This is a genomic window from Segatella copri, assembly GCF_003465495.1.
GTDB classification, from domain to species: Bacteria; Bacteroidota; Bacteroidia; order Bacteroidales; family Bacteroidaceae; genus Prevotella; species Prevotella copri_G.
Window position 1 is genome coordinate 87,252 of record NZ_QSAV01000007.1, and the last position, 16,224, is coordinate 103,475.

The 16,224-nt window shown below is 47.8% G+C and carries 16 protein-coding genes; 11 read left to right on the plus strand and 5 right to left on the minus strand.

From position 1 onward, the window contains the following. Positions 1 to 9: 9 nt before the first annotated feature. The 9 genes from DWV53_RS03430 (at position 10) to folK (ending at position 10,272) form a co-directional block, all read left to right on the plus strand. Positions 10 to 3,276, plus strand: a complete 3,267-nt coding sequence (locus DWV53_RS03430; protein ID WP_118151650.1) for an efflux RND transporter permease subunit — start codon at positions 10 to 12, stop codon at positions 3,274 to 3,276. A gap of 27 nt (positions 3,277 to 3,303) precedes the next feature. Further along, positions 3,304 to 4,698: an efflux transporter outer membrane subunit gene (locus DWV53_RS03435; protein WP_022122072.1), complete on the plus strand. Its 1,395-nt coding sequence runs from the start codon at positions 3,304 to 3,306 to the stop codon at positions 4,696 to 4,698. Positions 4,699 to 4,728: 30 nt separating this feature from the next. Beyond that, positions 4,729 to 5,511 carry an acyl-ACP--UDP-N-acetylglucosamine O-acyltransferase gene (gene lpxA, locus DWV53_RS03440; RefSeq protein WP_118151652.1) on the plus strand — a complete coding sequence of 261 codons (783 nt, stop codon included), beginning with the start codon at positions 4,729 to 4,731 and terminating at the stop codon, positions 5,509 to 5,511. Positions 5,512 to 5,797: 286 nt separating this feature from the next. Continuing rightward, positions 5,798 to 6,676, plus strand: coding sequence for a cell division protein FtsX (locus tag DWV53_RS03445; protein WP_118151654.1), 879 nt, complete (start codon positions 5,798 to 5,800; stop codon positions 6,674 to 6,676). 65 nt (positions 6,677 to 6,741) lie between these two features. Next, positions 6,742 to 6,972 (plus strand): DUF3098 domain-containing protein, encoded by a 231-nt coding sequence (locus DWV53_RS03450; protein WP_006849068.1) that lies wholly within the window; start codon positions 6,742 to 6,744, stop codon positions 6,970 to 6,972. A gap of 29 nt (positions 6,973 to 7,001) precedes the next feature. Continuing rightward, the gene (locus DWV53_RS03455; protein ID WP_118151656.1) at positions 7,002 to 7,847 is read left to right on the plus strand and encodes an undecaprenyl-diphosphate phosphatase; all 846 of its coding nucleotides are present in this window, start codon (positions 7,002 to 7,004) and stop codon (positions 7,845 to 7,847) included. A 9-nt stretch (positions 7,848 to 7,856) separates the two neighbouring features. Continuing rightward, positions 7,857 to 8,573, plus strand: a complete 717-nt coding sequence (gene truB, locus DWV53_RS03460; RefSeq protein WP_118151658.1) for a tRNA pseudouridine(55) synthase TruB — start codon at positions 7,857 to 7,859, stop codon at positions 8,571 to 8,573. A 13-nt stretch (positions 8,574 to 8,586) separates the two neighbouring features. Then, positions 8,587 to 9,771, plus strand: a complete 1,185-nt coding sequence (gene queA / locus DWV53_RS03465; protein ID WP_117587517.1) for a tRNA preQ1(34) S-adenosylmethionine ribosyltransferase-isomerase QueA — start codon at positions 8,587 to 8,589, stop codon at positions 9,769 to 9,771. A 93-nt stretch (positions 9,772 to 9,864) separates the two neighbouring features. Beyond that, positions 9,865 to 10,272, plus strand: a complete 408-nt coding sequence (gene folK, locus DWV53_RS03470) for a 2-amino-4-hydroxy-6-hydroxymethyldihydropteridine diphosphokinase (RefSeq protein ID WP_117587514.1) — start codon at positions 9,865 to 9,867, stop codon at positions 10,270 to 10,272. Positions 10,273 to 10,492: 220 nt separating this feature from the next. Here the strand turns inward: folK and rpsO are convergent, their stop codons facing one another. Then, positions 10,493 to 10,762, minus strand: coding sequence for a 30S ribosomal protein S15 (gene rpsO, locus DWV53_RS03475; RefSeq protein ID WP_022122065.1), 270 nt, complete (start codon positions 10,760 to 10,762; stop codon positions 10,493 to 10,495). Positions 10,763 to 10,946: 184 nt separating this feature from the next. Here rpsO and typA point away from each other — a divergent pair, with 184 nt between their 5' ends. Together typA and DWV53_RS03485 are read left to right on the plus strand one after the other, a co-directional pair. Further along, complete coding sequence (typA, locus tag DWV53_RS03480) at positions 10,947 to 12,749, plus strand: translational GTPase TypA (RefSeq protein ID WP_117695513.1); 1,803 nt, start codon at positions 10,947 to 10,949, stop codon at positions 12,747 to 12,749. Between the two features lie 6 nt (positions 12,750 to 12,755). Then, a complete protein-coding gene (locus tag DWV53_RS03485; RefSeq protein WP_117695512.1) occupies positions 12,756 to 13,718 on the plus strand; it encodes a transporter in 963 nt (320 codons plus the stop codon). A 20-nt stretch (positions 13,719 to 13,738) separates the two neighbouring features. On the opposite strand, the gene DWV53_RS03490 is transcribed toward DWV53_RS03485, so the two are convergent. From DWV53_RS03490 to DWV53_RS03500, 4 genes are all read right to left on the minus strand, one after another. Next, entirely contained in the window at positions 13,739 to 14,224 is a 486-nt protein-coding gene (locus DWV53_RS03490; RefSeq protein ID WP_117587516.1) for an S-ribosylhomocysteine lyase, read from the minus strand. A gap of 23 nt (positions 14,225 to 14,247) precedes the next feature. Continuing rightward, positions 14,248 to 14,946 carry a 5'-methylthioadenosine/adenosylhomocysteine nucleosidase gene (locus tag DWV53_RS03495; RefSeq protein ID WP_118151660.1) on the minus strand — a complete coding sequence of 233 codons (699 nt, stop codon included), beginning with the start codon at positions 14,944 to 14,946 and terminating at the stop codon, positions 14,248 to 14,250. A 174-nt stretch (positions 14,947 to 15,120) separates the two neighbouring features. Next, on the minus strand, positions 15,121 to 15,219 hold the full coding sequence (locus tag DWV53_RS15615) for a smalltalk protein (RefSeq protein WP_228112395.1): 99 nt from the start codon (positions 15,217 to 15,219) through the stop codon (positions 15,121 to 15,123). A gap of 96 nt (positions 15,220 to 15,315) precedes the next feature. Beyond that, on the minus strand, positions 15,316 to 15,840 hold the full coding sequence (locus tag DWV53_RS03500; RefSeq protein ID WP_118151662.1) for an HU family DNA-binding protein: 525 nt from the start codon (positions 15,838 to 15,840) through the stop codon (positions 15,316 to 15,318). Positions 15,841 to 16,224 lie beyond the last annotated feature (384 nt).

Below are 16,224 nucleotides of genomic sequence, written 5' to 3' on the forward strand. Positions count from 1 at the left end.
TAGTAAATTATGTCATTTACAAACTTTATAAAGCGCCCGGTACTTTCGACGGTGGTTTCCATCTTCTTCGTCTTGCTGGGTATTATCGGCTTGGTATCGCTGCCTATCGAGCAGTATCCGAATATCGCGCCGCCTACCATCACGGTAACTGCTACCTATACGGGTGCAGATGCCCAGACGGTGTTGAACTCAGTCGTTGCTCCGCTGGAGGAGAGTATCAACGGTGTGGAGAACATGACTTATATGACCTCTTCCGCGTCTAACTCTGGTTTTGCTCAGATCACCGTTTACTTCAAGCAGGGTTCTGACCCTGATATGGCTGCGGTCAACGTACAGAACCGTGTATCTCAGGCGCAGTCTCTGTTGCCTGCCGAGGTTACCAGGGTGGGTGTCACCGTAACCAAGCGACAAAGTTCCAACGTTATCATGTTCGCTCTGACTACAGACGATGGACGTTACGACGACCAGTTTGTTACCAACTACGCCCTGATCAACGTCATTCCTCAGTTGAAGCGTATCAGTGGTGTGGGTGATGTACAGAGCCCTTCTACCCGTAACTACTCTATGCGTATCTGGTTGAAGCCAGAGAAGATGAAGGAGTTCGGACTGGTTCCTTCTGATGTTTCTCAGGCTTTGGCAGAGCAGAATATCGAGGCTGCCCCTGGTAGCTTTGGTGAGAGCTCTGATATGCAGTATGAATATACCTTGCGTTACAAGGGTCGTTTGAAGACTCCATTGGAGTATGAGAACATCCTCATCAAGAGCAATACTTCCGGTCAGACTCTCCGTCTAGGCGAAATTGCCAAGGTTGAGTTGGGTGGTTTGCAGTATAACGTAAACCTGCTCAATGATGGTCAGCCTGCCGTGATGGGTATGGTTCAGCAGATTGCCGGTTCCAACGCTACCCAGATTGCAAGCGACGTGAAGAAAACGCTTGATGAACTGGAGAAGAGCTATCCTCCAGGGTTGAAGAATGTCATCCTGATGGATGTTACTGAGTTCTTGTTCGCATCTATCGAGGAGGTTATCTTCACCTTGATCATCACCCTGGTACTGGTGTTTATCGTAGTGTATATCTTCTTGCAGGACTTCCGTTCTACGCTGATTCCTATGATTGCCGTACCTGTGGCTCTGGTCGGTACGTTCCTCTTCCTCTGGATCTTCGGATTCTCCATCAACCTGCTTACGCTGTCCGCCCTCTTGCTGGCGATTGCGATTGTGGTCGATGATGCCATTGTGGTGGTCGAGGCGGTTCACGCCAAGCTCGACCAGGGTTACAAGAGTGCTCTTACTGCATCTATCGATGCGATGAACGAAATTTCCAGCGCCATCATCTCTATTACATTGGTGATGTCTGCCGTGTTCGTTCCTGTATCATTCATCGGTGGTACTTCCGGTTACTTCTACCGTGAGTTCGGTGTAACCATGGCGGTATCTATCGTTATTTCGGCTATCAATGCGTTGACTTTGTCTCCTGCACTCTGTGCCGTGTTGCTGAAGCCACACGAGGAGGGTCACGAGAAGAAGATGTCTTTCATCGACCGTTTCCACGCAGGATTCAACTATCAGTTTGATAAGATTACCAATAAGTATAAGGGTGGTGTCAAGTGGGTTATCAACCATGGCGTCATCGCTGGTAGCCTCGTGGCTGTCAGCATCGTAGGTCTGGTTGCCCTGATGGGTACTACCAAGACGGGTCTGGTGCCTGATGAGGATACCGGTACTATCTTCGCTTGTATCTCTACAGCTCCTGGTACCTCTCAGGAACGTACTTCCGAGGTGGTTAAGCAGGTGGATAAGATGCTGGCTAGCAACCCAGCCATCGCAACCCGTAATGCCATCATGGGTTATAGCTTTATCGGTGGTGCCGGTTCTAACCAGGGTACCATCATCGTGAAGCTGAAGCCATTCGAGGAGCGTCCGGGTGGATTCTTCCACCGTATCAAGGAGGCTTGTACAGGTGGCGGTATCGAGGCGCTGTTTGTCAACCCAATGGAATATACTTCTGTATTGGGTATGATCTACAAGCAGACTGCTACGATCAAGGATGCACAGGTTCTTGCCTTTGCTCCACCTATGATTTCCGGTTTCTCTATGCAGAATGGTATTACCATGACCATGCAGGATAAGACTGGTGGCGACTTGAACAAGTTCTTTGATAATGTGAAGAAGTTCCTGGCAGAGTTGAACAAGCGCCCTGAGATTCAGACCGCTCAGACTCAGTATAACCCTAACTATCCTCAGTATATGGTGGATGTAGATGTTGCCAAGACCAAGCAGGCAGGTATCTCTCCATCTTCTGTATTGGCTGTGATGCAGGGTTATCTCGGTGGTCTCTACGCATCTAACTTCAATGCTTATGGTAAGCTCTACCGTGTGATGATTCAGGCTGGTCCTGAGAGTCGTATGCGTCCAGACGATCTGAGCAAGATTTATGTGCGTTGTGCTGATGGCACCATGTCTCCTGTAAGCGAGTTCGTGAACTTGAAGAAGGTTTATGGTCCAGCAAACATCACCCGATTCAACCTGTTTACCTCTATGGATGTATCTGTAACTCCTAACAGCGGTTACTCTACCGGTGACGGTATGAAGGCGATTGCTGAGGTTGCTAAGGAGACATTGCCAGAGGGTTACGGCTATGAGTACTCTGGTTTGACCCGTTCTGAGGCTGAGTCCAGCAACTCTACAGGTTTGATCTTTGCACTCTGTATCGTATTCGTTTACCTGATCTTGAGTGCCCAGTACGAGAGTTACATCTTGCCATTGTCTGTAGTGCTGTCTATCCCATTCGGTTTGGCAGGTGCGTTCATCTTCACCAACCTCTTCGGTCACTCTAACGATATCTACATGCAGATTTCGTTGATTATGTTGATTGGTCTGTTGGCTAAGAACGCCATCCTTATCGTACAGTTTGCCCTCGAGCGTCGTCGTACGGGTATGGCTATCAAGTACTCAGCTATCCTGGGTGCCGGTGCCCGTCTCCGTCCTATCCTGATGACCTCTCTGGCGATGGTTATCGGTCTGTTGCCTCTGATGTTCGCATCAGGTGTAGGTAAGAATGGTAACCAGACCTTGGGTGCTGCCGCCGTAGGTGGTATGTTGATCGGTACTATCTGTCAGATCTTCGTGGTTCCTGCTCTCTTTGCAGTCTTCCAGTGGTTGCAGGAGAAGTTGACCCCAATGAAGTTCGAGGACGAGATGAACGAGGAGGTAGCTGCCGAATTGGAGCAGTATGCCAACGCCGCTCACGAAATGAAGGGTATCGAGAAGAAGTAATAACGCAATGTAACTTCAAAGGAAACAATGAAAAAGAATTTAAATATCATCATATTGGGTCTCGCAGCGCTCTCCCTGAGCAGCTGCAAGACACTCTACGGAAAGTATGAGCGTCCGGATGTGAAGACCAGCGGTATCGTTCGCGATGTAGCTTCTGATACAGATACATTGGCTGTAAAGGATACTACTACCTTCGCCAATATCCCTTGGCGCAGTGTCTTTACCGATCCTCAGCTCCAGTCAATCATTGAGAAGGGATTGAACAACAATGTCAACCTCCTCAATGCGGCTTTGAACGTGAAGATAGCAGAAGAGCAGCTGAAGTGTGCCAAGTTGGCATTCGTGCCTTCTCTGGCTTTCACTCCTCAGGGAACCATCGCTTCCTGGGATGGTCAGGCTGCCACCAAGACTTACACGATGCCTGTTACAGCCAGCTGGATGGTAGACCTCTTCGGCAACCTGCTCTCTCAGAAGCGCAGTGCCCAGATGGCGCTGCTCCAGTTGCAGGATTATCAGGTATCTGTCAAGACCAACCTCATCGCCAACATCGCCAACATGTATTATACTCTGTTGATGCTCGACAAGCAGGTGGAGTTGGTTAACAATATGGAAGGATTGACCAAGGATACTTGGGAGACTATGCAGAAGATGCACGATCTCAGATTGGGTTACCGTACACCAGCCATCCAGTCAGCTGAGTCTAACTACTATTCTGTGTTGACCCAGAAGACCGATCTGTTGCGCCAGATTCGTGAGACAGAGAACTCTCTGAGTCTGCTCATCGGCGACCAGGCACATAGCATCGCCCGTGGCAAGTTGGATAACCAGAGTCTTCCTTCTAATTTCTCAACCGGTGTAGGCATCCAGTTGCTCAACAACCGTGCTGATGTCCACGCAGCCGAGATGAATCTTGCCCAGTGCTTCTATGGTGTAGAGACCGCCCGCAGCAAGTTCTATCCATCTATCACCATTTCCGGTACAGGTGCCTTCACCAATTCAGGTGGTATGGGCATCGTGAACCCAGGTAAGTGGTTGCTCTCAGCTGTAGGTTCTCTTACCCAGCCAATTTTCCAGAACGGCCGTATCATTGCCGGTTTAAAGGTGGCTAAGATGCAGTATGAGCAGGCTTACAACACCTGGCAGAATACCGTGCTGAAGGCTGGTAGCGAGGTGAGCAATGCGCTTGTTCTCTACAACTACTCTGATGAGAAGAGCAAGATAGAGCAGAAGCGAATAGAAGTACTCGAGAAGAATGTAGAATCTACCAAGGAATTGATGGGTATTGCAGGCAGCTCTTACCTTGAAATCATCCAGGCACAGTCTTCACTCCTCAACGTACAGCTTTCTAAGGTAGCTGATGACTTCTACAAGATGCAGGCAGTAGTAAATCTCTACTATGCATTGGGTGGAGGAGCTAAGTAGTTTATAGTTAATAATTAATAGTTTATAGTTATGGCTAGTATAATAAGTCCAAAGGCAGAGGTTTCTCCAAAGGCTAAGATTGGAGACAACTGCAAGATATATCCATTCGCCTATATTGAGGACGATGTGGTCATCGGCGACAACTGTACCATCTATCCATTCGTGAGCATCATGAACGGTACTCGCATGGGTAATAATAATAAGGTGTTCCAGGCAGCCGTTATCGCTGCGCTCCCACAGGACTTCCACTTTACAGGTGAGGAGAGTGAGGTAGTCATCGGCGATAACAATACCATCCGTGAGAACGTGGTTATCAACCGTGGTACCCATAAGGGTGGCAAGACCGTTCTGGGCAACAACAACTTCCTGATGGAAGGTGCCCATGTCTCTCACGATACCGTAATCGGCAACGGTTGCGTATTCGGTTATGGTACCAAGATTGCGGGCGACTGTGTGATTGGTAACGGTGTCATCTACTCAACATCTGTAGTAGAGAACGCCAAGACTAGAGTAGGCGACTTGGCGATGATTCAGGCAGGTACTACCTTCTCTAAGGATATTCCTCCTTATATCATTGCCGGTGGAAAGCCTGTGAAGTATGCAGGTCCTAACACCATCATCATGGAAGCAGCTGAGCTTACCGAGAAGGTTCGCAAGCATATTGCTAATGCCTACCGACTGGTATTCCATGGTCAGACATCCCTCTTCGATGCCATTAACCAGATCAAGGATCAGGTGCCAGATGGACCGGAGATTCAGAACATCATCCAGTTCCTGGAGAGTTCAGAGAAGGGTGTCATCACTAAGATGTAAAGATTGTGTAGATGTTGGGATTTTTTCATCCCTAATATTGTATTTGTAAATTAGTAAATTCAAGTCATACCTATTTGAATTTTACTTAGTATGTGAAGGGCTGGCCGTGAGGTTGGCCCTTTTCCTTTTTCAATTGAACTTAACTTTTGCCTGTGGTTCGATTAATTAATTGAATAAATGTAAATAAATGCTATTTTATTTTGTAATTTCTTCGTTTATGCGTATCTTTGCAGACAATTTGGGTCATTGTGCCCTTTTGGTTTTAAGTTAGTAAAGATTTTTAAAAATGAGAAAGAAACAATATAAGCCTAGCAATCATCGTGGATTGCAGGTCATTACTTTGTGTATCAGTACCGCTATGGTGCTCATTTTGTTGGGATTAGTTATCTTCTCTGTCCTCATGGGACGTAATCTATCTTCCTATGTGAAGGAGAATCTCGTGGTACAGGTGATGCTCGAACAGGATATGACTAACCCGGAGGGATTGCAGATGTGTAAACGCCTGAATGCAAGACCTTATGTCAATACGCTGACTTATATCACCAAGGAAGAGGCACTGAAAGAAGCTACCCGCGATTTGGGTACCAACCCGAGCGAGTTTGCCGGTGTCAACCCTTTCCAGCCTTCCATAGAGATTACGACGAAGGCAGATTACGCGAACAATGATTCATTGAAGTGGATTGCCAAGGAACTGAAGGCATATCCGCGTGTTACCGAGGTTACTTATCAGCACGACCTGATAGAACAGGTGAACAATTCGTTGGCAAAGATCAGTATCGGATTACTGATTGTAGCAGCCCTGCTCACCTTCATCTCGTTCTCGCTGATTAACAATACGGTGCGTCTGGGCATCTATGCCCGCCGTTTCTCCATCCATACGATGAAGTTGGTAGGTGCATCCTGGGGCTTTATCCGCCGTCCGTTCTTGCGCAAGGCTGTGCTTGTGGGTGTTGTTTCAGCCCTGCTGGCAGATGGTTTTCTGGGCGGTTGTCTCTATGTATGGTCGCTCCACGAACCGGAACTGATGAATGTTTTGGGCTGGCAGGAACTTGCCATCACCGGCGGCTCCGTCTTCCTCTTCGGTATCATCATCACCGCCTTCTGCGCCTGCATCTCAGTCAATAAGTTCCTGAAGATGAAGGCGGGAGACTTGTATAAAATATAAGGGAAGAGTGAAGAATTCTCTTGCTTTATTAAACATTAAACATTACACATTAAACATTAAAAATAATGGATAAGAAGAATTTAGCATTCGACAAGATGAACTTTATCTTGTTAGGCATCGGAATGGCGATTATCATCATCGGTTTTCTGCTGATGAGTGGCGCCGGTTCTAACGAGCATACCTTCGATACTGATATTTTCAGTACCCGTCGCATCGTTGTAGCACCAACTGTAACATTGATAGGTTTCCTTTCAATCATCTATGCGGTGATTCACAAACCGAAAGACAATGAATAATTTATAATTAATATACATATTATTATTAGATGGATTTTATTCAGACTATCATTATCTCTATCGTAGAGGGACTGACCGAGTTCTTGCCTGTATCCAGTACGGGTCACATGATTATAGTAGAAAATTTGCTGGGTGTAGATATCCAGGATAAGTTTGTCAACGCCTTTACTGTCATCATCCAGTTTGGCGCCATCCTTTCTGTCATCTGTCTGTATTGGAAGAGATTCTTCTATCCAGAGGCTGTGAAGACCGGTGAGAAGACCTATTGGAAGGCGATGTTCGATTTCTATGCCCGTCTGCTTGTAGGTACCGTGCCTGCCGTGGTATTGGGTCTTGCCTTCAATGATTTCATCGAGTCAAACCTTGGCAATGTACAACTGGTGGGCTGGATGCTTGTCATCGGCGGTATTTTCATGCTCTTCTGCGATAAGATATTCAATAAAGGCAGCGAACAGACCAAGCTTACTTACAAGCGTGCCCTGATTATCGGTTTCATCCAGTGTATAGCGATGATTCCTGGTGTATCGCGCTCCATGTCAACCATCGTGGGTGGTATGTCCCAGCGTCTTACCCGCAAGGCAGCAGCCGAGTTCTCATTCTTCCTGGCAGTGCCAACCATGTTTGGCGCCACCTGTCTCGAGGTTTATAAGCTCATCAGCCATGGCGGCGGCTCATTGCTCACCCAGGGCAACAACCTGTTCACATTGATATTAGGCTCAGTGGTGGCATTCATCGTTGCCATTCTCGCCATCAAGTTTTTCATCAATTATGTCACCAAGTACGGTTTTGCAGCTTTCGGCTGGTACCGTATCGTAGTAGGACTTATCATTATCATCTGCGGCCTTTGCGGTGTAGATATGCAGATGGTTGACTAAACATACACTATGGATTTCAGAAAAGGAGAAATTATTGCCATCGACAAGCCTTATCGCATGTCGAGTTTCGGAGCCCTGGCACATGTTCGCTATCTGCTCAGCAAGAAGCTCGGTTTTAAGGTGAAGATAGGACATGCCGGTACGCTCGATCCCCTTGCCACTGGCGTGCTGGTGCTCTGCACCGGTAAATGTACCAAGCAGATAGAACAGCTGCAGACCCATACTAAGGAGTATACAGCTACCCTGCAGCTTGGTGCTACTACCGCCAGCTACGATAAGGAACACAGCGTGAATCACACCTATCCTACGAAGCATATCACCCGCCAGCTGGTGGAGGAAACGCTTAAGCAGTTTGTGGGCGAGATTCAGCAGGTTCCGCCTACCTACAGTGCCGTAAAGGTGAATGGCGACCGCTCTTATGCCTTGCGCCGGGCAGGCGAAGAGGTTCAGCTCAAGCCGAAGACCGTGCGTGTAGACGAGATAGAACTCACCGATTATAACGATGAGGAGAAGGCCGCCAGTATCCGTGTGGTTTGCGGCAAAGGCACTTACATCCGCTCCCTCGCCCGTGATATCGGCAGGGCTCTCGATAGTGGCGCCTACCTTACCGCCCTCCGCCGTACCAAGGCAGGAAGTTTCGCAGTAGAAAACTGCATCAGTTTTGATCATTTCCAGGAATGGCTTGATGAGCAGCCTCTCGAAGACAGCCTTCAGCCATCCAAGTAATAAAAAATATAACATGAAGCTATCACAATTTAACTTTAAGTTGCCAAAAGATCAGGTGGCACTTTATCCACATAAGGCAAAGCACGTGGTAAAAACGGCTAGTGGTGAACGTACATTCGAGATTACTCGCCGCGATGAGTCCCGACTCATGGTTCTCCACAAGAAGTCAGAAACCATCGAGATGTACAAGAAAGATGAAAACGGCAAGGATATGGTTGATGCCGATGGCAATCCAGTATTCCTGCAGTTCAAGGATATCGTGAATTACTTCGAAGAGGGCGATACCTTCATCTTCAACAATACCAAGGTTTTCCCAGCCCGTCTTTATGGTACCAAGGAGAAGACCGATGCCAAGATTGAGGTGTTCCTGCTCCGTGAGCTCAATCCTGAGATGCGCCTTTGGGACGTATTGGTAGAGCCTGCCCGCAAGATCCGTATCGGCAACAAGCTTTTCTTCGATGATGTCAACGAGATGGTTGCCGAGGTTATCGACAATACCACCAGCCGTGGACGTACCCTCCGTTTCCTCTATGATGAGGATGGCAATCATGATGTCTTCAAGCGTTCGCTCTTCGCTCTGGGCGAGGCTCCGCTTCCTCGCTACGTTATCGATGCACGTGAGGATCATCACGCTACAGAGGATGATATGGACGATTTCCAATGTGTTTTCGCTGAGGTAGAGGGTGCTGTTACTGCACCTGCTACCGGTCTTCACTTCTCACGCGAGCTGATGAAGCGTATGGAGATCAACGGTATCAACGAGGCTTATATCACCCTGCATTGCGGTCTGGGCAACTTCCACGATATTGAGGTGGAGGACCTTACCAAGCACAAGATGGATTCAGAGCAGATGATGATCAGCCAGGAGGCATGTGATCTGGTTAACAAGACCAAACTTGCCGGCCATCGCGTCTGTGCTATCGGTACCAGTGTGATGAAGGCAACAGAAACGGCTGTAGGCACCGATGGTATGATGAAGGCTTTCGATGGATGGACCAACAAGTTCATCTTCCCTCCATACGATTTTGGTCTTGCTGACTGTGCCGTAGTCAATTTCTATCATCCGGAGTCAACCCTGATGATGAGTACTGCAGCCTTTGGCGGTTACGAGTTGGTTTACGAGGCATACAAGATGGCTGTGAAGAATGGCTATATGTTTGGCTGCTATGGTGATTCATTGTTGATGCTTCCAGATTAAACAGTAGTATAAACAGTTTTTATACACATAGAAGTTGTTGATATTCTAGGTTTTAGCTTAGTTATCCACAATTTTATGAAAGTGTGAATAAGTATGTATCAGGTATATTTAAGTCTCGGTACGAATTTGGGCAACCGAAAGCGCAACATTCGCGAGGTAATAGAAAAGATAGGAGAGCAGATTGGTGTGGTAGAGCGCCAGTCTGCTCTTTACGAAACCAAGCCTTGGGGCTATTCATCTCCCAACGACTATATCAATGCCTGTGTGCTGGTTCTCACCACGATGGCCCCGCGCCAGGTGCTGGAGGCTACGCAGCGCATAGAGCGCGAAATGGGGCGTACCATGAAGTCGGTGGATAGCGAATACCATGACCGCATCATTGACATTGATATCCTGATGATAGATGACTTGGTGATAGATGAGCCCGATTTCAAGGTTCCTCATCCGTTGATGGAGGAGCGTGAATTCGTGATGAAACCGCTGAAGGAGATACTCAGGTAATTTAAATTTAGTAAGTATGCAAAAACGGGCTAGGAGTTTTTGGTAGAGCAACAGGATGGTTGCCAGCGTCAGATAGATGATGCTGGTTTGTGGTTACAAGTTCTACAAAGTGCTGTTCTAAGAAATGAATCATATTCTTTTTTTTTATGCAAGAAAAATCCCACCGCTCTTGCGAACGATGGGATTCTGTTCTGTTAAGCAATGTGTCTGCCTAAGCTGATTACTTACGAAGACCGAGGGCCTTGATGATAGCACGATAGCGATTGATGTCGCGATCATACAAGTAATCGAGCAATGCACGACGCTTTCCTACAAGCTGTGTCAACGCACGTGTTGTAGTATAATCTTTACGGTTCTTCTTAACATGTTCCGTCAAATGAGCAATACGGTATGAGAACAATGCTATCTGGCTCTCAGCTGAACCAGTATCAGAGTTAGACTTTCCGTACTTGCTAAAGATCTCTTCTTTTTTTGCTTTGTCTAAATACATAGCTGTAAAAACTTAATTTAATAAAATATGAATATGTTTAATTTTGTGCATCTGATGACCTTCCTCACGGTGGTTTCATTAAAAATGCGGTGCAAAGATACAACTTTTTGCCGAATTATGCAAACATTTCGGGATTTTTTTGTAATTTTGCACCCAAATTTAAGTATTTAAGGTAAAAATTAAAATGCAAGACATTAGAAACATTGCAGTTATTGCACACGTTGACCATGGTAAGACTACATTGGTCGACAAGATGATGCTCGCCGGTAAGCTGTTCCGCGACGGCCAGGATAACAGCGGCGAAGTGCTCGATTCCAACGACTTGGAGCGCGAGCGTGGTATCACCATTCTCTCAAAGAATGTATCTATCAATTGGAAAGGTACTAAGATTAATATCCTCGATACTCCTGGACACTCTGACTTCGGTGGTGAGGTTGAGCGCGTGCTCAACATGGCAGACGGATGCCTCCTCCTCGTAGATGCTTTCGAGGGTCCGATGCCTCAGACCCGTTTCGTGCTCCAGAAGGCATTGCAGCTCGGACTGAAGCCTATCGTCGTTGTTAATAAGGTAGATAAGCCTAACTGTCGCCCTGAAGAGGTGTACGAGATGGTATTCGACCTGATGTGCGACCTCGATGCTACAGAAGAGCAGCTCGACTTCTCAGTAGTTTACGGTTCTGCCAAGAACGGCTGGATGGGCGAGGACTATAATCATCCAACAGACAATATCGATTATCTGCTCGATAAGATTATTGAGGTTATCCCAGCTCCTAAGCAGCTCGAGGGTACTCCACAGCTCCTTATCACATCACTCGATTACAGCTCTTATACTGGTCGTATCGCCGTAGGTCGTGTACACCGCGGTACATTGAAGGATGGAATGAATGTTACCATCTGCCACCGCGACGGAACCCAGGAGAAGACCAAGATCAAGGAGCTCCACACCTTCGAGGGTATGGGCCACAAGAAGACCGATCATGTAGATTCAGGCGATATCTGTGCCGTTATCGGCTTGGAGAAGTTCGAGATTGGTGATACCATCTGCGATTTCGAGAATCCTGAGCCACTGCCTCCAATCGCTGTCGATGAGCCTACCATGAGCATGCTCTTCACCATCAACGATTCACCATTCTTCGGTAAGGAAGGCAAGTTCTGTACATCACGCCACATCCAGGAGCGCTTGAACAAGGAGCTCGAGAAGAACCTCGCTCTCCGCGTACAGCCTTACGAGGATTCTACCGATAAGTGGATTGTATCAGGCCGTGGTGTGCTCCATCTCTCTGTACTCATCGAGACCATGCGCCGCGAGGGCTATGAGCTCCAGGTAGGTCAGCCTCAGGTTATCTATAAGGAGATTGACGGTGTGAAGTGCGAGCCTGTAGAGGAGTTGACCATCAACGTACCAGAGGAGTTTGCTTCTAAGATGATTGATATGGTAACCCGCCGCAAGGGTGATATGACCTCTATGCTGAACATGGGCGAGCGTGTAGACATCGAGTTCGATATCCCTTCACGTGGTATCATCGGTCTGCGTACCAACGTGCTTACCGCTTCTCAGGGCGAGGCTATCATGGCTCACCGCTTCAAGGAGTATCAGCCATACAAGGGTGAAATCAGCCGCCGTTCTAACGGTAGCATGATTGCGCTCGAAACCGGTACTGCCTTTGCTTACGCTATCGATAAGCTGCAGGATCGTGGTAAGTTCTTCATCGACCCGGGTGAGGAGGTTTACGGAGGCGAGGTTGTAGGTGAGCATGTTCACGACAACGACCTGGTAGTCAACGTAACCAAGGCTAAGCAGCTTACCAACGTACGTGCTTCCGGTTCTGACGATAAGGCTCGCGTCATTCCTAAGACCGTGATGAGTCTTGAGGAGTGCCTGGAGTATATCCGTGAGGACGAGTACGTAGAGGTAACTCCAAAGAACATGCGTATGCGCAAGATTGAGCTCGATCACCTGAAGCGCAAGCGCAGCAACAAAGACTAAGCAGAAATGTTTTTGTGGAGATTTTTTAGAAAGTTTTCATTGCCCTGCTCCCTGGTTATGGGAGCATTGGGCTACCTGATATTCGCCAATGTGCCCTTCCTGGTGCCCATTGGCGATTATTGTGGTCCGAGGTTGGTAAGTCTGATGCCGGTAGTGCTGTTCTCCCTGCTCTATGTTACTTTCTGTAAGATAGAAATCAAGGAGATGAAGCCTAAGGCGTGGCATTTCATCCTCCAGCTCATCCGTACCTCGCTGTCATTGATGATGGTGGTGCTTATCTTTGAGTTCGGCTCCGATTACAGCACCAAACTGATTCTCGAGGGTGCCTTCATCTGCTTCATCTGTCCTACGGCAGCCGCCGTGGCTGTGGTTACGGAGAAGTTGGGCGGCAGTATCGGTTCGCTGACCACTTATACGGTCATCGCCAACATTTTTACGATGGTCATCATTCCGAGTCTTTTCCCGATGGTAGAGAAAGGGGCAGACGTATCGTTCCTCATGATGAGTGCGATGGTGTTCCGCAATGTCACTACCGTGCTGGTGGTGCCTCTGCTGCTTGCCTTGCTGAGCCGCAGGTTCCTGCCAAAATGGGTGGATAAGGTGAAGAATGTAAAGGATTTAGGCTTTTATATGTGGTGTTTCAACCTCACGATACTGATGGGCGAAACGGTTCGCAACATGCTCCATGCCGAGGTATCGGGCGTAACGATGCTTCTGCTGCTCTTTGTACCGCTGCTGGTATGTCTCCTCCAGTTTGCCATCGGCAAGGCGGTAGGCAGGCATTTCGGTGCGAGTATCAGTGCCGGTCAGGCGTTGGGACAGAAGAATACGGTAGTGGGCATCTGGCTCACCCTCACCTTCCTGAATCCTCTTGCTGCCGTAGCACCGGGTGCCTATGTAGTATGGCAGAATCTGGTCAATGGCTGGCAACTTTGGTATAAAGAAAAATATGGCAAGCTTAAGTGGTAAGCTTGCCATATTTTTTGTTTCTAATCCTGGGTAGGGTAGATGAGGTTTTCTTCCCTGATGCAGCAGAGCACCTCATCCAGATATTTTCTGGCTTCATATTTCGCCATAGGCAGGTCGTGGAGCAGGTAGTTGCCGCAGTCCTTTGCCGCCTGTCCCGGAATCTCACCCTCGAAATCGGCGATAAACTTAAAGGTGCGCTTCATCAGTTCCACGATGTCCTTGCTCTCCAGATCGCCCTTGATAAGGAGATAGTTGCCCGTGAGGCATCCCATCGGTCCCCAGTAGATGATGCGGTCCTTCCACTCCTCGTCGTTGCGCAGATAGGTGGCAGCCAGGTGTTCGATGGTATGGATGGCACCGTTGTGCAGACAAGGCTCCTGGTTAGGCACCTTCATGCGGATATCGAATGTTGTGATGACTTCTCCGCCTACTTCGTCCTTACGGCTCACGTAGATGCCGCGGAGCAGCTTATTGTGATTGATTGTAAAACTTGGAATCTTATTCATCTTGATAATTAATAATTTACAGTTTACAGACTTTCGAGGAAAGCCTTGGTAACATTGAAAGAGCCTTCAGCCATTTTAGCCCAGAAGTCGAAATACTGCTGTGCCTTGGTATCTTTCAGCGGTACATCGCTGATGATGCGGAAGGAGATGAAAGGCGTCTTGTAGATGTGGCAGGTCTGGGCGATAGAGCAGCTCTCCATATCCACCGCCATCGCCTGAGGGAAGTGTTCCAGGATAGAGCGCATCTTCTCCTTGCTGTCTACAAACCATTCGCCGCTCACAATCTGTCCGGCGTGGATCTTCGGGTGCCTGTTGCCCGGCAGGTTGTTGATGGCGAGTGCCTTCTCCACATATTCCTTAGGTGTTTTGAAGAAAGCAGGCATGCCTAGAATCTGTCCGAATTCGCATTCCTCGCCGCAGTAGGCATCGTGGTAAACGCAGTTGGTTGCCACCACCACCTCAGTCACGTTGAGGTTGATATCAGCGCCTCCAGCCACGCCTGAAGAGATGACGAGGTCAGGGTGATAGTTGTCAATCATTTCTACGGCACCTATGGTACTGTTCACCTTACCGATGCCGCATTGCTGCATCACCACCTCGTTGTTGCCTATTTTTCCGATAACGAAGTCCTTATAGTTTTTTCTCTCAACCTGCGATTCGGTCAATAATGTTTTGAGTTGCGCGAACTCCTTGTCCATCGCAACAATAATTCCTATTTTCATATTCTATACTAACTTTTGGGTGCAAAGTTACTAAAAATATTGCAGAGAGAAGCAAAGTTTAAGGAGTTTTTAAGGAAAAAGGCTTTTAAAGGTAAAAAAGTAAAAAAAGCCCCCGATGCGTGATGCACCGGGGGCTTTGCTATGTCGAATCAGAATTTAAAAACATCTTTTTTTTTACACGCTACAGCTGGTAACTCCGAGCGTAGTAGCGATGGCTGTGAGGAAGGAGATTGCAATCTGCAAAATCGTTTTCCAGGTATTTGCTTTCATCATCTTTATTATTATTTTTAATGTTAAGTGTTATATGTTAATATTAACTTGGCGAGGGGGATACGCTAGCTTTCTACTTGCCGCCCTCAGGCGAGGGCTTTATTCAAGCCCGTCGCCGCCGCCCTGCGTACCGCCGCCAGTTGTACCGCCGCCCTGTTCAGTGCCGCCACCGGTAGTACCACCGCCTGTGGTGCCCTCTCCGTCGGTGCCGATATAGCCGCCGTACTCCTGAATCTTGCACTTCTTGCGCAGCTCAGTATTGCTCCAGCTCTTCGTGTTTCTCACAATCAGGTGCACGCCCTCCACGCTGGCAGCTGTCACCTTCTCCTTGGTGTCCTCCGCCTTGGAGCTCATACCGATGGAGAACAATCCGAGGTCAGAGAGACGCACGCTCTTGCCGTCGAGAATCAGCTCCTGCAGATGGTCGAGTGCATCCATCAGCACACCGTGGATAGTACCACGAGAGTAAGGAGATCCGTGGTCAGAGATATGCGATACGAATCCCTCGAAGTCCACTTCGCGGTCAGTTACCGCAGCCGCATACCACTTCTTCTTACCTGCGTTTTCACCAGTCTGAGGTGTGCGCTGTACTTTACGATATTTCAATGTTCCTTTTACTTCCATAATCTTAAATTTTTAAAGGGTTAATAAATTGTTAACTTTGTGGGTTACGCTTTGTCGAGTGCAGCCTTTCTTCGAACGACGATGCAAAGATACTGCAATTTCCCGATGCCACCAAATTTCAGCGTGTGATAAGGCGCGATTTTCAGCACACTTTCAATCCGAAACCTGTTAAACAATCTAACTCGCCGTTTTGCGCCCCGCGACTCATACTTTTTCAGAGAGGAAAACATAGAGTTGCGCACTTAAATACTTTGTTTACAATAAAATAGAAAGATACAAAATGGCATAAGAAATCTCCCTCAGTTCCTCAGAACTCAGTTCCTCAGTTTTTCTCTGACCCTTCACTTTTATCTTAATTTAGAAGCTTATTATATATATAATATA

Excerpts from the sequence above, each read along its gene's own strand:
- DWV53_RS03455 (WP_118151656.1), top strand. The coding sequence starts at position 7,002 with ATGGATTTTATTCAGACTATCATTATCTCTATCGTAGAGGGACTGACC.
- DWV53_RS03450 (WP_006849068.1), top strand. The coding sequence starts at position 6,742 with ATGGATAAGAAGAATTTAGCATTCGACAAGATGAACTTTATCTTGTTA.
- typA (WP_117695513.1), top strand. The coding sequence starts at position 10,947 with ATGCAAGACATTAGAAACATTGCAGTTATTGCACACGTTGACCATGGT.
- rpsO (WP_022122065.1), bottom strand. The coding sequence starts at position 10,762 with ATGTATTTAGACAAAGCAAAAAAAGAAGAGATCTTTAGCAAGTACGGA.
- DWV53_RS03485 (WP_117695512.1), top strand. The coding sequence starts at position 12,756 with ATGTTTTTGTGGAGATTTTTTAGAAAGTTTTCATTGCCCTGCTCCCTG.
- DWV53_RS03435 (WP_022122072.1), top strand. The coding sequence starts at position 3,304 with ATGAAAAAGAATTTAAATATCATCATATTGGGTCTCGCAGCGCTCTCC.
- lpxA (WP_118151652.1), top strand. The coding sequence starts at position 4,729 with ATGGCTAGTATAATAAGTCCAAAGGCAGAGGTTTCTCCAAAGGCTAAG.
- DWV53_RS03490 (WP_117587516.1), bottom strand. The coding sequence starts at position 14,224 with ATGAATAAGATTCCAAGTTTTACAATCAATCACAATAAGCTGCTCCGC.
- truB (WP_118151658.1), top strand. The coding sequence starts at position 7,857 with ATGGATTTCAGAAAAGGAGAAATTATTGCCATCGACAAGCCTTATCGC.
- DWV53_RS03430 (WP_118151650.1), top strand. The coding sequence starts at position 10 with ATGTCATTTACAAACTTTATAAAGCGCCCGGTACTTTCGACGGTGGTT.
- DWV53_RS03500 (WP_118151662.1), bottom strand. The coding sequence starts at position 15,840 with ATGGAAGTAAAAGGAACATTGAAATATCGTAAAGTACAGCGCACACCT.
- queA (WP_117587517.1), top strand. The coding sequence starts at position 8,587 with ATGAAGCTATCACAATTTAACTTTAAGTTGCCAAAAGATCAGGTGGCA.
- folK (WP_117587514.1), top strand. The coding sequence starts at position 9,865 with ATGTATCAGGTATATTTAAGTCTCGGTACGAATTTGGGCAACCGAAAG.
- DWV53_RS15615 (WP_228112395.1), bottom strand. The coding sequence starts at position 15,219 with ATGATGAAAGCAAATACCTGGAAAACGATTTTGCAGATTGCAATCTCC.
- DWV53_RS03445 (WP_118151654.1), top strand. The coding sequence starts at position 5,798 with ATGAGAAAGAAACAATATAAGCCTAGCAATCATCGTGGATTGCAGGTC.
- DWV53_RS03495 (WP_118151660.1), bottom strand. The coding sequence starts at position 14,946 with ATGAAAATAGGAATTATTGTTGCGATGGACAAGGAGTTCGCGCAACTC.